General features: G+C 53.9%; 13 protein-coding genes and 1 tRNA gene. 2 read left to right on the forward strand and 12 right to left on the reverse strand.

Going from position 1 to position 15,599, the window contains the following annotated elements:
• Nucleotides 1-295: 295 nt before the first annotated feature.
• Nucleotides 296-1,714, reverse strand: a complete 1,419-nt coding sequence (locus tag K2G43_RS02165) for a family 43 glycosylhydrolase (protein ID WP_300152855.1) — start codon at nt 1,712-1,714, stop codon at nt 296-298.
• Between the two features lie 319 nt (nt 1,715-2,033).
• Between K2G43_RS02165 and K2G43_RS02170 the strand changes: the two genes are divergently transcribed.
• Nucleotides 2,034-5,468 (forward strand): DUF2723 domain-containing protein, encoded by a 3,435-nt coding sequence (locus tag K2G43_RS02170; RefSeq protein ID WP_297644429.1) that lies wholly within the window; start codon nt 2,034-2,036, stop codon nt 5,466-5,468.
• Between the two features lie 139 nt (nt 5,469-5,607).
• Nucleotides 5,608-6,264, forward strand: a complete 657-nt coding sequence (locus tag K2G43_RS02175) for a polysaccharide deacetylase family protein (protein WP_297644073.1) — start codon at nt 5,608-5,610, stop codon at nt 6,262-6,264.
• A 158-nt stretch (nt 6,265-6,422) separates the two neighbouring features.
• Here K2G43_RS02175 and K2G43_RS02180 read toward each other — a convergent pair whose 3' ends face one another.
• The 11 genes from K2G43_RS02180 to K2G43_RS02230 form a co-directional block, all read right to left on the reverse strand.
• Entirely contained in the window at nt 6,423-7,652 is a 1,230-nt protein-coding gene (locus K2G43_RS02180) for a DUF4861 domain-containing protein (protein ID WP_300152856.1), read from the reverse strand.
• 134 nt (nt 7,653-7,786) lie between these two features.
• A complete protein-coding gene (locus K2G43_RS02185; protein ID WP_297644064.1) occupies nt 7,787-8,590 on the reverse strand; it encodes a gluconate 5-dehydrogenase in 804 nt (267 codons plus the stop codon).
• Nucleotides 8,591-9,037: 447 nt separating this feature from the next.
• Nucleotides 9,038-9,108, reverse strand: a tRNA-Gln gene (locus tag K2G43_RS02190).
• A 206-nt stretch (nt 9,109-9,314) separates the two neighbouring features.
• A complete protein-coding gene (gene tyrS / locus K2G43_RS02195) occupies nt 9,315-10,607 on the reverse strand; it encodes a tyrosine--tRNA ligase (RefSeq protein WP_297644065.1) in 1,293 nt (430 codons plus the stop codon).
• A 103-nt stretch (nt 10,608-10,710) separates the two neighbouring features.
• On the reverse strand, nt 10,711-11,358 hold the full coding sequence (locus tag K2G43_RS02200) for a TatD family hydrolase (protein ID WP_297644066.1): 648 nt from the start codon (nt 11,356-11,358) through the stop codon (nt 10,711-10,713).
• A gap of 19 nt (nt 11,359-11,377) precedes the next feature.
• Nucleotides 11,378-11,599 (reverse strand): membrane protein insertion efficiency factor YidD, encoded by a 222-nt coding sequence (gene yidD, locus K2G43_RS02205; protein WP_297644067.1) that lies wholly within the window; start codon nt 11,597-11,599, stop codon nt 11,378-11,380.
• On the reverse strand, nt 11,596-12,015 hold the full coding sequence (gene rnpA / locus K2G43_RS02210; RefSeq protein WP_297644068.1) for a ribonuclease P protein component: 420 nt from the start codon (nt 12,013-12,015) through the stop codon (nt 11,596-11,598). The genes yidD and rnpA overlap by 4 nt, the downstream gene beginning before the upstream one ends.
• Before the next feature lie 64 nt (nt 12,016-12,079).
• A complete protein-coding gene (locus K2G43_RS02215; protein WP_297644069.1) occupies nt 12,080-12,829 on the reverse strand; it encodes a uroporphyrinogen-III synthase in 750 nt (249 codons plus the stop codon).
• A gap of 4 nt (nt 12,830-12,833) precedes the next feature.
• Nucleotides 12,834-13,565 carry a DUF4271 domain-containing protein gene (locus tag K2G43_RS02220; protein ID WP_297644070.1) on the reverse strand — a complete coding sequence of 244 codons (732 nt, stop codon included), beginning with the start codon at nt 13,563-13,565 and terminating at the stop codon, nt 12,834-12,836.
• Entirely contained in the window at nt 13,562-14,149 is a 588-nt protein-coding gene (locus K2G43_RS02225) for a TIGR00730 family Rossman fold protein (protein WP_297644071.1), read from the reverse strand. Before K2G43_RS02225 ends, K2G43_RS02220 begins: the two co-directional genes overlap by 4 nt.
• A 703-nt stretch (nt 14,150-14,852) precedes the next feature.
• A partial coding sequence (locus K2G43_RS02230) for a succinate dehydrogenase/fumarate reductase iron-sulfur subunit (RefSeq protein WP_300152857.1) occupies nt 14,853-15,599 on the reverse strand: 747 nt, incomplete at its 5' end.

Raw genomic sequence — 15,599 nt, forward strand, 5'->3', positions numbered from 1 at the left:
TCGGACATTCTTCGGTCCTAGGGAGTGGAGTTTGTCCGAAGAACGTCCGAAGCCGAATAGGCTCTGGTAGGGGTCGGTCAGGGAGCGGATAGGGAGAACCGCAGAAAAAGGGGGAAAGGACGTTTTTCTGCCGGAATGTGCCGGCTGCGGAAAGAAGAAGGAAAATATTCTTACATTTGAAGACTGCGTCCATATCCTGAAGTCGATTCCCGCTGTTTGTCCGGAAGGCACGGGGTAACGAAAGGAAGAGGTGGACAAAAGGAGCATCTGCTTGTCCGCCTCTTATATCCGCCTCTTATTCGCCGAACCTGAACCATTCCAGGTTCATCAGGCTCTTGCCCGTGTCTTCGGCATGCTTGCCTCTGAACACCAGAAAGAGGGCGTGCTTGCCGGTGATGGGTCTTACGTCGGTCTCGTGGATGGCGTATGCCGTTTCTCCGGCCATAGGTTTCACGTCGCACGTGCCTATCAGTTCTCCGTCGGGGGCATCGAGGCGTATCTCGACGATGCCTGCCAGACTCTTGTCCCACGTCTTGCAGATGAAGCGGCGGACGGTGGCGGCGTTGAAATCGAAGTATCTCCAGCAAGCGTAGTCGCCGTCGCGTATCTCAGCCAGGTATTCTACGGGGATGTCGTTGTCGGGGCGGCGCACCACGACTCTGACGTTGCCCTCCATCTCGCAGGCTCTGGCGGCGTCCATGCGAATCCGCGGGTCGATGGGGCCTCCGACGCCCTGAGTGGTCATCTCCACCTCCTGTATGGTGCCGTCTTCGTTGAAGTGGATAGGCTCTACGCACGCTTTGCGCATGGTGGAGCTGGCGTGGGTGGGACGGTGGTAGAAGATGTACCACCGGCCGTTGAACTCGACGATGGAGCCGTGGTTGTTCTCTACGGCGTTGCCGCTCTTCAGGTTGTCGATGATGACGCCCCGATAGGTGTAGGGGCCGAATACCGAGTCCGAAGTGGCGTAGTTCAACGTGGCGCAGTTGCTCTGTCCGTGGCGTTGGTGTCCGGGATAGATGAAGTAGTAGATGCCGTTGCGTTTGCGTACCGAGCTTCCTTCGTTGAAGGCGTGTTCCTTGTAGGTCACTATCCTGTCGTGAATCTCTCCGTCCAACGAAAGCATATCCTTGCTCAGTTTCGCGCCTTTGGCGCTGCCCTGTCCCCAGAAAAGGTAGCCTTGACCGTCGTCGTCGATGAACACGGAGGGGTCTATGCCCAATGCTCCCTTGATGACCCTGCCGTCGCGGAAAGGACCGTAGGGAGAATCGCCCACGGCCACACCCTCGTCATCAGCCAATTCGCCGGCGAGGCAGTAGTAGAGGTAGTACTTTCCGTTGTGGTAGATGCAGTCGGGGGCATAGAGGATGCGGTCGGTATAATCCGTCTGCTTGCCCGGTCCGTCTGTGGCGAACGAGCATTGGTCGGCTTCCCAATGCACCATATCCGAAGTGGAGAGCACATTGTACGAGCGTGAGCACCAGTTTTCCGGAGACTCGTCGCGCGAGCCATATACATAGAGCCTGCCGTCGGGCATCACCCGTGCTTCGGGGTCGGCGATGTACATCCCCGGAGGGGCGATGGGGTTCAGCATTCTGGAGGTTGTCACGATGCCTTCGGATTTTGCCATAGTCTTTTCCTGCGTGCAAGAGCACAAGCCGCACATCAGGAGCAGGCTTGCCGGCAGGATAGCTTTCACTGCATTGGAATTCATATCTTTCAAAAGTTTTAAATGATTGGTTCCGGTATTTTAAAGTTACGTCTCATTGGCTTAATAACGATTGACAGGCTTCTTGCCCTAATAAGAAAAGGCAAAAATGACGAAAAAACACCAACTTACGAGAGATTTCACTATCTTTGCCTCGTTTTATACCATATATTCCACGGTTTGACAGACACTTGTGTTCAAGACGACAGACACAAGTGTTTGTCAGGACAGACACAAGCTCCTGTCAGGACAGACACAAGTGTCTGTCAGGTGGTATTTAGATGGTTGAAAATTAGCAGATTATAAAACAACGAATTTCATCCGAATGAAACAGTACAGAACCGTGAACAACCTGATGGGTTGGATTACATTCCTCATTGCGGCGACGGTCTATTGCCTGACCATCGAACCGACCGCAAGTTTTTGGGACTGCCCGGAGTTCATCACTACCGGCTATAAGCTGGAAGTGGGACACCCGCCCGGCGCACCCTTCTTCATGCTGGTGGCAAACCTCTTCTCGCAGTTTGCCTCCGACGCCTCGCAAGTGGCGAAGATGGTGAACTACATGAGCGCGCTGATGAGCGCGGCGTGCATCCTGTTCCTCTTCTGGAGCATCACGCACCTGGTGCGCAAGCTGGTGGTGACGGACGAGAACCGCATCACCATGAGCCAAATGGTCACCATCATGGGTAGCGGACTGGTGGGCGCGCTTGCCTACACGTTCAGCGACACCTTCTGGTTCAGTGCCGTGGAGGGTGAGGTGTATGCCTTCTCCTCGCTGTTCACCGCCGTGGTGTTCTGGCTGATACTGAAGTGGGAAGACGTTGCCGACGAGCCGCACAGCGACCGCTGGCTGATTCTCATCGCCTACCTGACAGGCCTCAGCATCGGCGTGCACCTGCTGAACCTGCTCTGCCTGCCCGCCATCGTGCTGGTATATTACTACAAGAAGGTGCCCGATGCCAACGCCCGGGGCTCGCTGCTGGCGTTGCTCGCCTCTGCCGTGCTGGTGGCGGTGGTGCTCTATGGCATCGTGCCGGGCATCGTGAAGGTGGGCGGCTGGTTCGAACTGCTCTTTGTCAATACGTTTGGCATGGGCTTCAACAGCGGTGTCATCGTTTACATCATCCTGCTGGCGGCCTGCCTCTTCTGGGGTGTTTACGAGAGCTACACCGAACGCAACAAGACGCGCATGGCGCTCTCGTTTATCCTCACCATCGCTATGTTGGGCATTCCGTTCTACGGTCGCGGCACCGCTTCGGTGGTCATCGGCATCATCGTCATCGCGCTGCTGTGGCTCTACCTCTGCCCGAAGACGCAAGGCGGCATCGCGGAGAGATTCCGCGTATCGGCACGCACGCTGAACACGGCGCTGCTCTGCACCCTGCTCATCGTCATCGGATACTCCTCCTACGCCCTTATCGTCATCCGCTCCACCGCCAACACGCCGATGGACCAGAACTCGCCGGAGGACATCTTCACTCTTGGTGAATACCTGGGCCGCGAGCAGTATGGCACACGCCCGCTCTTCTACGGCCCTGCCTTCTCCTCGCAAGTGGCGCTCGACGTGAAGGACGGCTATTGCGAGCCGCGCGTCAAGGAGAGCCATACGAAGTTCATCCGCAAGGAGAAGGAGACTCCCGACGAAAAGGACTCGTACATCGAAATACCCGGCCGCATCGAGTACGAATATGCGCAGAACATGCTCTTCCCGCGCATGTATAGCAGCACACACACGCAGCAATACCTTGCCTGGCAGGATATCACGGGCTATGACGTGCCCTACGACAAGTGCGGCAACATGATTATGGTGAACATGCCCACGCAGTGGGAGAACATCAAGTTCTTCTTCTCTTACCAGCTGAACTGGATGTATTGGCGCTACTTCATGTGGAACTTCGCCGGAAGGCAGAACGACATCCAGGGCAGCGGCGAGATAGAGCACGGCAACTGGATTACGGGCATCTCCTTCATAGACAACTGGCTGGTGGGCGACCAGACCCTGCTGCCCGGTGAGCTGAAAGAGAACAAGGGACGCAACGTCTTCTACTGCCTGCCCCTGCTCCTCGGCATTATCGGCCTGCTGTGGCAAGCCTATCGCGGACAGAAGGGCATCCAGCAGTTCTGGGTGGTGTTCTTCCTCTTCTTCATGACGGGTATCGCCATCGTGCTCTACCTGAACCAGACTCCGAGCCAGCCGCGCGAGCGCGACTATGCCTACGCCGGCTCGTTCTACGCCTTCGCCATCTGGATTGGCATGGGCGTGGCAGGACTGAAACAATTGATAATTGACAATGGACAATTGACAATGAAGAAATTGTTTTGCCAAGGAAAGGACGATGAAACCGCTCGCAAGAAATTGTCAATTATCAATTGTCAATTGTCAATTGTCATTGTATTGCTCTGCCTCCTCGTCCCCATACAGATGGCAAGCCAGACGTGGGACGACCACGACCGCAGCGGCCGCTATATGGCGCGCGACTTCGGACAGAACTACCTGATGTCTCTGCAAGAGAGCGGCAACCCCATCATCTATACGAACGGCGACAACGACACCTTCCCCTTGTGGTACAACCAAGAGACCGAAGGCTTCCGCACCGATGCCCGCACCTGCAACCTCTCGTACTTGCAGACCGACTGGTATATCGACCAGATGAAGCGTCCCGCCTACGACTCTCCGTCGCTGCCCATCACCTGGGACCGGAAGGACTACGTGGAAGGAACCAACGAATACATCCCCATCCAGCCCGAATACAAGAAGAGCATCGACGCCCTTTATGCCGAAGCCGAAAAGCAGGCGTTGGACGGCAACCCCGAAGCGCTGATTAACGTGAAGAAGGAGTTTGGCGACAACCCCTACGAGCTGAAGAACATCCTCAAGCACTGGGTACGCTCGCCGAAAGACAGTGATCTGAAGGTGATTCCTACGGACAGCGTTGTCATCAAGGTGGATAAGGAGGCCGTGCGTCGCAGCGGCATGCTGCTGCCGGGCGACTCCATCCCCGACTACATGAGCATCAAGCTGCGCACCAAAACGTACAAAGGCGAATACGTCCCCAAACGCGCCCTCTACAAGAGCGAGCTGATGATGCTCGAAATGCTGAGCGAGGCGAACTGGGAACGTCCCATCTACATCGCCGTCAGTGTAGGAAACGACAACCAGCTGGGTATGGACAACCACTTCATTCAAGAAGGCCTTGCCTACCGCTTCACTCCCTTCGACACCTCTAAGACGGGCGTCGCAATAGACTCGGAGAAGATGTACGACAACCTGATGAACAAGTTCCGCTATGGCGGCATCGACAAGCCGGGCATCTACATCGACGAGAACGCCATGCGCATGTGCCATTCGCACCGCCGCATCTTCTCGCAGCTCATCCAACAGCTGATGCGCGAGGGCAAGACAGAGAAGGCGAAAGCGGCGCTGGACTACGCCGAGAAGATGATTCCAGCCTACAACGTTGCCTACGACTGGCAGAACGGTGCCGTGCAAATGGCGGAAGCCTACTATCAGCTGGGCGAGACGGCCAAAGCGGACGAGATAATGAAAGCCCTTGCCGACAAAGCCGTGGAATATCTGACCTGGTATCTGAGCCTGGACGACAACCGTTTCCTGATTTCTGCCGGTGAGTTTGAATACCACTTCTCCGTGTTCAATGCAGAAGTGAAGACCATGCAGAAGTATGGCTCCGAACAGGCGGAGACCTACGATGCCAAAGTGGAAGAACTATATAATATGTATAAAGAAAGAATGAGGTAAGCCTCTCCCTCGACCCCTCCCCTGTAGGGAGGGGAGAGTGGATGGGAGCGAAACTGCTTCATTCAATATAATATTAACAAAGCTATCTTCACTCCCCTCCTTGCGGGGGGAGGGGGGCAGGGGAGAGAGGCCCGCACCTATGTTTATAGAACAACCACCCGAGTTTGTCCGCAAACTGTACCGAAGCGCCCTTTGGCGAATGAATCCTGATGAGAAGGCCGTCTATCTGACTTTTGATGACGGTCCTGTGCCCGAAGTCACCCCGTGGGTGCTCGATTTGCTCGATAAACACGGCATCAAAGCCACCTTCTTCATGGTGGGCGACAACATACGGAAGTATCCCGAGGAGTTCCGCATGGTGGTGGAGCGCGGGCACCGCATCGGCAACCACACATTCAACCACATCCGCGGATTTGAATATACCGCCAAAAACTATTTAGGCAACACCGAACAGGCACGCATCTTCATGGAGATGGGTGGCGACATCAACTGCAACGTCGAGAAAGCCCTCTTTCCCCTGCTGTTCCGTCCGCCTCACGGACACATGTTCGCCAACCAGTACCGGGTCTTGAAGCGCACCTACCGGATTGTGATGTGGGACCTCGTGACCCGCGACTATAGCAAGAAGCTGCGCGGCCCGCAAGTGCTTGCCAACGTGATGCGCTATGCCCGCAACGGCTCTATCATCACCTTCCACGACTCGCAGAAGTCGTGGTGCAACGGCAACCTGCAATATGCGCTTCCCCGTGCCATCGAGTTCTTGAAGGAAGAGGGGTATGAGTTCAAGGTGCTGTAGATTGGAAGGAGTTATCGGGAGTTAGAAGGAGTTAAAAGCCAATAGTCCTGCTTGTGAAAACAAAACCGTCAGTTTACACGAGCAGGACTATTGGCTTTTAACTCCTAACGGAGCACAGCGGAGTGATAACTCCTTTTAACTCCCGATAACTCCTTTAATTAGAAAGATACCGTCAGCGGATTGCGCAGCTTTTGCGTGAAGTCGGCCATGTATTGGTTCCAGGCATCGATGGTCTTGATGTCGGCCTTGCTCCAGGCAAATCCCCAGTAATAAGTATATTCGGCACCCGGTTCATAGTCGCCGATGGCGAGCACATGGCCGTCGGCGTTGTTGCGCTGCTTCTTCTCCTCTTCGGGGAAGAGTACGGTCTTTGCCTCCTTGACCACGGCGGGGAAGGCGGCACCCATGAATATCTTGCCGTTGCCGGCACCGGTAGTGGGATCTACATACGTGATGTAGCCGCCTTCGGCGTCGGTCTTGACGGTGCCGTCCGGTTCGTGCAACACGAAGCCTGCCGCGATAGGCAATGTCTCTTGCAGGTTGCTGTAAGAAACAACCGTGCGGTTCAGGTGCGAACCGGCATCCAGCGTAATCACACGGGTTTCTACTACGGTGGTGTCACCCTTCACGCTCTGCGGATTGAACTCCAGCTTCACCGTGAAGCGCAACGGGCCGTTGTCCAGTATCTCGTATGTCTTGTAGCACCAGGGATAGAGAATGGTGTCGTTCACCATGAGTGCGGCCACGCCCGCGCCCAGTGTAGGGCCTACCGCATAGCAGTCCATGCCGAAGCCGTGGTCCACGTGGTAGGAGAAGGTCCGTATCAACTCTCCGGCGGCTTTGGGGTCGGTCTTGCGCAGTTCGTTCACCTGCTTCCAGGAGTCGGCATTCAGTTCTTTGGCATACATATCTTCCAAGACGGGCGCTGTTGTGTTGTACTTTGTGAACAGGTCGTAGCCGAAGCCTCGTTCGCCCCTTGCCTGCAAAGCGGGGCCGTAGGCACGGAAAGCCACCAGGTCGTTCTCCCACGCCATGTCGTCCATGCGTTCGGGGTATTGGCGACCGCAAGCCTTCACGGATACGTTTTCGGGAGTTCCTGTCTGGATGGTATAGACAGCTGTGGCGTTGGCAGCCACTGCGGCAGGGAAAATCAGTTTTTCATCGTAAGTCACTTGATAGGGTACTTGTGCGCCTTCGGCATCCAGTACAACGATTTGCGCCGTGTCTGCCAGATTCAGGCGGGAAGATATCTCGTCCATGGATACCTCCACCATTTCGGCGGAACGCTCGATGGCCAACGGGTTGGTCACTGTGACCGTCACAGTCTTGTTGTCGCTGCAAGAGAAGCAGAACAGGGCGGCGATGCTTAGTAAGAATAGTTTTTTCACTTCGTTAAATGATAATTGGTGATGGATTATTGATAATTGATAACAGCAACGGATAATAAAAAGTGGATAACAGATAACGGGGGGGGTATACCTTCTCATTATCCATTATCCACTTCCAATTATCCATTAAAGATTTATTTCGGCTGCTTTCCGATGTAAGCCAGAATACCTCCGTCCACGTAGAGAATATGTCCGTTCACTGCATTGGAAGCTTCGGAAGCCAGGAACACGGCGGGGCCTGTCAGTTCCTGCGGGTCGAGCCAGCGACCTGCCGGAGTCTTGGCGCAGATGAACGAGTCGAACGGATGGCGGCTGCCGTCGGGTTGCTTTTCGCGAAGCGGGGCAGTCTGCGGAGTGGCGATGTAGCCCGGGCCGATTCCGTTGCACTGGATGTTGTATTCGCCATATTCGGAGCAGATGTTGCGGGTCAGCATCTTCAAGCCGCCTTTGGCAGCGGCGTATGCCGATACGGTCTCACGGCCCAGTTCGGACATCATGGAGCAGATGTTGATGATCTTGCCGTGACCTTTCTTCATCATGGCGGGCAGAACGGCCTTCGATACGATGAACGGGGCGTTCAGGTCGATGTCGATGACGCGGCGGAAATCGGCGGCTTCCATCTCGTGCATGGGCACGCGGCGGATGATGCCGGCGTTGTTCACGAGGATGTCAATCGTACCGACTTCTTTTTCAATCTGTGCTACGAGTGCCTGTACGGCGGGTTCGTCGGTCACGTCGCATACATAGCCGTGAGCCTCGATGCCTTTCTCCTTGTAAGAAGCCAGACCTTTGTCCACCAGTTCCTGGTTGATGTCGTTGAAGCAGATGGTTGCACCTTGTTCTGCGAAAGCCGAAGCGATGGCAAAACCAATACCGTAAGAAGCACCTGTAACCAGGGCTACTTTACCTTCCAAAGAAAAATTCAAATACGGATTCATAATGTTATTTTGTTAAATGTAAAACATAATATGCTATTTCTGGTATCTATACGATTCATGCACCGTTTTTACTCAAGACACAATGGCTGCTTCAAGCCGGTAATCGCATCCGATTCGATTGCTATTTCTGTTATAGAGACACACCGTTTGCGTGCACGGCGCAAAGATAAGAAAAGAAAATGGAGAAAATGCACTATTATTGTGCCAAATATATACCAAAATTGTTCAGAACATAGCCACTACTTCCTCAAAACATTGCCGCTTGTTAATAAAAACATCCCCGCTTCTGCCCGAAAACATTGCCGCTATCGGAAGAAAGAACGGAGATGAAATAAATCTCATGCATACGCCTTTCCGGCAGGAAAGGGATGCATTGTGTTTGTTCGCTACATGCTTAGTAACGAAAAAAGCCCCGAAAACTTATTATTGTTTCCGGGGCTCTCTCAGTTGGACTACCAGGACTCGAACCTGGGCAAACAGAACCAAAACCTGTTGTGCTACCATTACACCATAGTCCAAACTTAACGGCTTTCTGTTAAAAAGCGGTGCAAAGATAAAAGGAAGCCCCGAAATATGCAAGTATTCGGGGCTATTTTTATTGCAGAAGCTTCATTTTTTTCAGAGGATACCAAAGAAGCTAGGTGCTTGAGGGGGTAAAAGCGATAATTTTGTTCCCACAAATGGAGTATTGGCCTCTGATTTCCGATAACTTCCTTTACCTTCTTTATTTAACGATAATCAGGTAATAGTTCTTCTTGCCGCGCTGTACCAGCAGGTACTTGTCGTCCAGCAGGTCGGCGGTGGTCACCACTTGGTCGAAAGCAGTCAGCTTCTCTTTGTTCAGCGAGACGCCGCCGCCTTGCACCAGCTTGCGCATCTCGCCCTTGGAGGCGAATACGGCGGCATGATCCACGAAGAGATCGACCGCCTTCACGCCGGCAGCCAGGGCATCGCGCGACACTTCAAATTGGGGAACGCCTTCGAACACGGCAAGCAGCGTCTGTTCGTCCAGCTTCTTCAAGGCATCGGAGGTGGCGTTGCCGAAGAGGATGTTGGAAGCATCTACCGCAGCGTTGTAGTCTTCTTCGGAGTGTACCATGATGGTGACCTCCTTCGCCAGACGCTTCTGGAGCGCGCGCAAATGGGGAGCGGCTTCGTGCTCGGCAGTGAGGGCTTCAATCTCCTCGCGGGAGAGGGCGGTGAATATCTTGATGTAGCGTTTGGCATCTTCGTCGCTCACGTTCAGCCAGAACTGATAGAACTTGTAGGGAGAGGTGTAGCGCGGGTCGAGCCAGATGTTGCCCGATTCTGTCTTGCCGAATTTGCCGCCGTCCGCCTTCGTGATGAGCGGGCAGGTCAGGGCGAACGCCTCACCGCCGTTGGTGCGGCGGATCAGTTCGGAACCGGTGGTGATGTTTCCCCATTGGTCGCTGCCGCCCATCTGGAGCTTGCAGCCTTTGGTCTCGTACAGGTGCAGGAAGTCGTAGCCTTGCAGCAGCTGGTAGGTGAACTCGGTGAAGGAGAGTCCGTCGCGAGCCTCGCCGTTCAGGCGCTTCTTCACGGAGTCCTTTGCCATCATGTAGTTCACGGTGATGTGCTTGCCCACCTCGCGGGCGAAGTCGAGGAAGGAGAAATCCTTCATCCAGTCGTAGTTGTTCACCAGTTCGGCACGGTTGGGAGCGTCGGACTCGAAGTCCAGGAACTTGGAGAGTTGTGCCTTCATGCCTTCCATGTTGTGGCGCAAGGTCTCTTCGGTCAGCAGGTTGCGTTCGGCAGACTTGCCCGAAGGGTCGCCAATCATGCCCGTGGCGCCGCCAATCAGTGCCAGCGGTTTGTGTCCGCAACGCTGGAAGTGACGCAGAATCATCACGCTGCAAAGGTGACCGATGTGCAGGGAGTCTGCCGTGGGGTCGAAACCGATGTATGCGGTTACTTGTTCCTTAGCCAGAAGTTCTTCCGTACCCGGCATCATATCGTGGAGCATGCCACGCCATCTTAATTCTTCTACAAAGTTCATCGAATGATTCAGTTATCTGATTAATTAAATTATTGATTGTCTGTCTATAGTCTTCTCTTTAAGAGAGCGCAAAAATACGACTCTTTATCCGAAGAAACAACTCTTAGGGTTTAAAAAAGAGGTTGCGGACGTTTCCGCATATCGTTTCCTCCAGTGTTTCGGGGGAGGTGCCGCGCACCCGTGCCGCCCGGGCGTAGAGTTCGCGGACGGGAACCGTGCTTTCGTCGGTCTCGATGAAGAGGCGCTCTTCGGGCACCGTGCGGAGTGCCGCCTCTTGGTATTTCTCGCCGAAAGAGAGGTGGAAACCGTGCCGCAGGTACTCCTTTGCCTGCTCCTCTTTCCCGCGGAAGCCGTGGATAATCCAGGGAACGGAGGGATGCAGCGTGCGTTTCAGCCTCAACAGCTCCTCAGCGGCTTTCACCAGGTGGATGATGAGCGGCTTTCCCGCCTCTTCTGCCAGCCGCGCTTGTTGCTCGAATAGGCGGAGCTGCCACTTCACGGGCGCATCGGCCAGCTTGTCTATCCCCGCCTCGCCCACGGCAAGCACCTGCGGATGGCGCAACAGGGTGCGGAGCCGTTCGATGGTGGTGTGCAGCCCGTTGTCGCCGGCAATCTGCCCCGCCTGCCACGGATGTATCCCTACCGAGTAGCGGCCTTCCGCTTGCGGAGCGAACGTTTCGGGATAGCAGTTCACGATGGCCTCGCAGGGACGGGGCGGTCGGTGGTGGGTGTGGATGTCGAGCGGGAACATGGCGCGGGTGTGTAGGTGTTTAGGGCACGGGGTCGTAGCCCGAACCGCCCCAGGGGTGGCAACGTAGGATGCGCTTCACCGTCAGGCAAAGCCCCTTGAAAGGCCCGTGTTTCCTGATGGCCTCCACCGCATATTGCGAACAGGTGGGCGTAAAGCGGCACGAAGGCCCCAGCATGGGCGAGATGCACTTCTGATAGAAATAGATGGGAAGCAGCAGCAGGTGAGAAAGCAGGCGTCTCATGGCTGTTGCGGGAGTTGCGCTCCGTCGTCGCTTGTGGCCGCCACCTTTTCGGCGATGCGTGCCAATGCGGTTTTCATGCGTTCGGCGATGAGGGAAGATTCCACCAGTTGGTCCGAAAGGTAGATAAAGGCGATGGCCAGCCGGCACTGTTTGTCGGCAAGCACGTCCAGCAGTCCGTGTTTGTTCAGGCGATAAGCCTCCCGAATCTGCCGTTTCACCCGGTTGCGCTTCACCGCTCGCTTGAACCGGCGCTTCGACACGCTGACCAGTATGGAAGCAGGTGCCTCCAGCTCTTCTACGGGAAGATAGACCACCCGCAGGGGGAAGACGGAGAACGAACGCGAGCCGCCCGCGAACAGCTTCTCTATCACTTTCTTCTTGTCCAGTCTTTCGGACTTGTGGAGCGTATTTGGCATGTTAGTAGTGGATAGTTGGTAGTTGGCAGTTGGTAGTTACGAACTACCAACTATCACCTGCTAACTATTTCTTGTTATTTTCTTTGATGAACATATCGAGCGCCGCCGTCATCGAGGGAGCCTGCACGCTGGGAGCCTCCAGGTCGAGGCGGAGTCCCGCGTCGCGCACTGCCTGTGCGGTGGTGGCGCCGAACGTTCCGATTTTAATATCCTTCTGGTCGAAGTTGGGGAAGTTCTTCTTCAAGGCGGTGATACCTGCAGGGCTGAAGAACACCAGCATGTCGTAGTCGAACTCTTCTTCCGGGCCAAAGTCGTTGCTGACCGTGCGATACATCACGGCTTCCGTGTGCTGCACCTTTGCCTTGTCCAGCAGGTTTTTGATGTCGTCATTGTGTACGTCCGACATCGGAACCAGGTATTTCTCGGTCTTGTGCTTGGTGATGGCGGTCATCAAATCGTCAATCTTCCCGGTGTTTCCAAAGAAAATCTTACGCTTGCGATACTGCACATACTTCTGGATGTAGAGCGCGATCGACTCTGTCACACAGAAATACTTCATGGTTTCAGGAATCGTCACGCGCAATTCCGTACACAGGTGAAAAAAGTGGTCGATAGCATGGCGTGAAGTGAAAATGACGGCTGTATGATCCAGCACCGAAATTTTCTGCTGCCTGAATTCTCTTGCGGAGACGCTTTCCACTTTGATGAAAGGACGGAAATCTATTTTTACTCCATATTTTTCGGCTATGTCGTAGTAAGGAGATTTCTCTGATGCCGGTTTCGGCTGCGACACAAGTACTTTCTTTATCTTCAATGTACTAAAATTTTATTATCAAAAAATCGTTTAAACGCATCATTCCTTGATATAATACAAGGCAAGGCATTATTTCAAGGGCGCAAAAGTACAAAATTAAAAATAAACAGCCTCGTAAATTATGACAAAAAAGCTTTAACCATTTGTAGAGCATCATTATTTTGGTAGAAACGACTAAAAATAGTCCTATGACGACCGTTTGCAGTATATTCAGGTCGAAATAAACGATGAAAAGGGCAAGCGGGAAAAGGATGAATCCGAGATAATAGAGCAGCGTGGAATAGGAATCAATCCAGAACGAAAGCGTACTCTTGTCAAGAAAAATCCAACCCAGAAAGGAATAGACCATCCATTTCAGAAACAGGTAGAGAAGGCATATCACCGTGTATGCGCCCAGCAGGATTCCGGGCGGGACATGCTGTATAAGGCCGGGAGTCACATCCTTGAAATAACTGAAAAAGCAGATGCCCGCAAGCACGCACGCCTGTAGGATAAGCAGCAGCAGATAGCGCATGTCGGCGGACGTGGAGGTGGTGAAGATGCTGGCGCGTTCGCGATGCAGCAGGAAGTTCTTCATCAGTTGCAACAGCAGTTTGCGGTTGTGCGAAAGGATGTATGCCGACAAGAAAAAGCAGCACAACAGAATCAGGGTGATGCCATCATCCATCCGCAGGGAGTAGGGGATGGGGATTCTTTCCATTCCGCCCGTTGTCCAAGTCATCAGCAGGTGGGTCATATCGCGGCGAATTTACGGATGGAGGCATCCCACAGGGGGACGGTGTGTATCAGTTCCACCGCTTCCTGCGGCGTTTGCGCCACGTGCCAGATGGTGCCGTGCTGCATGCGCATGAAGTTCTCTTCCACCGCCTTGCGGAGCATGGCGAGCAGCGGGTCGAAATAGCCCCCGATGTTCAGGATGACAATCGGGTTCAGGTATAGCCCAAGCTGTTTCCACGTGATGATTTCCAGCAGCTCTTCCAGCGTTCCGCAGCCGCCGGGCAGCGCGATGACGGCATCGCTCCGGTCGGCCATCAGCTTCTTCCGTTCGTGCATGCTCTCCACTTCGATGAGCCGGGTCAGCCCGGTGTGGTGCCATCCCTGCTCCACCATGAAGCGGGGGATGACCCCCGTCACCTCTCCGCCCGCCTGCAGGGCGGCATCTGCCACGGCGGCCATCAGGCCCATGTTTCCTGCCCCGTTTATCAGGCGGATGTGTTTCTGTCCCAACAGCGCGCCCAGTTCGCGGGCGGCTTCAAAATAGGCGGGAGCTATCTTCGTGCTCGAGGCACTATATACGCATACGGAATTAATCTTGTTCATCGTCTTAAGCAAATCCATTAATGGATGGCAAAGTTACATTTATTTCGGAGAGAAACAGAAAGGAGAGGCGTTTATTTCCCGATTCTTGTAAGAAGCCGATGCGCAAGGATGCTCCAACCAACGTTTTGAGATTCTGTAATCCGCTGATTTTCAATCGTAAGAAGATGGCCTGACAGACACTTGTGTTCAACGTGACAAACACTAGTGTCTGTCGCGTCAGACACTGGACTTCTGGAAGACAGACACAAGTGTCTGTCAAACCGGGATATAATTGCCTGTCAAAAGGCTCCGAAGCCTCTCCTTTCCGCACGGGCGCTCAGGGGTATGGGCATAAAAAAAGGAGTACCGCCGTACTCCAATCTTTGTTAACCTTAAATCTAATACTATGAAAAAAAATCACGTGACAAATGTAAGGCTTGTCGGCTTTCCTTCCAAATTTATGCTTTTGTTTATAATGACTTTTAGTTTCCTTTCACTAAAATTTAGCGTTTTCGTACACGATTTGACGGAAGATGCGGGAAAACGGCGACCAGCCTTATATAATGCCGCAATCTGTCGCTTGCAGATAGCATATTGGCAGAGGTTGTATGGAATGCCTGCCTTGCTTCCGTGGAGTGGAAACAAAAAACTCCCCTACCGGTTGCCCGGCAGGGGAGTTGCTTGTGATATTAATCAAATCAATTAATAAATGTGGAAAGGCTGTTTAGTCTTTCAGCTTCGCACGTATGAAGTCGCGGTTCAGGCGGGCGATGTTGCTGATGGAGACGTTCTTCGGGCATTCGGCTTCGCAGGCACGGGTGTTCGTACAGTTACCGAAACCGAGTTCGTCCATCTTGCTCAACATGGCCTTGGCACGGCGCAACGCTTCGGGTTTGCCTTGAGGCAGCAGGTTCAGCTGGCTCACCTTTGCCGAAACGAACAGCATGGCGGAACCGTTCTTGCAAGCTGCCACGCAGGCACCGCAACCGATGCAAGAGGCGGCATCCATGGCTTCGTCGGCAACGGGCTTCGGAATCAGGATGGCGTTGGCATCTTGCGGAGCGCCGGTACGCACGCTGACGTAACCGCCTGCCTGCATAATCTTGTCGTAAGCCGTACGGTCCACCATCAAGTCCTTGATGACGGGGAAACCGGCGGAACGCCACGGTTCAACGGTGATGGTGTCGCCATCTTTGAAGCGGCGCATGTAAATCTGGCAAGTGGTGGCACCTGTTGCCGGGCCGTGGGGGTGTCCGTTGATGTAGAGCGAGCACATACCGCAGATACCTTCGCGGCAGTCGTGGTCGAATACAACGGGTTCTTTACCTTCAGAAATCAGTTGTTCGTTCAGGATATCCAGCATTTCGAGGAATGAAGTATCGCCGGGGATGTCCTTCATCTGGTATGTTTCAAAAGCGCCTTTTGCTTTCGGACCCTTCTGGCGCCATACCTTGAGCGTAAATGATATATT

Origin of the sequence: Bacteroides sp., from assembly GCF_029057325.1 — a bacterium.
Classification (GTDB): Bacteria; Bacteroidota; Bacteroidia; order Bacteroidales; family Bacteroidaceae; genus Bacteroides.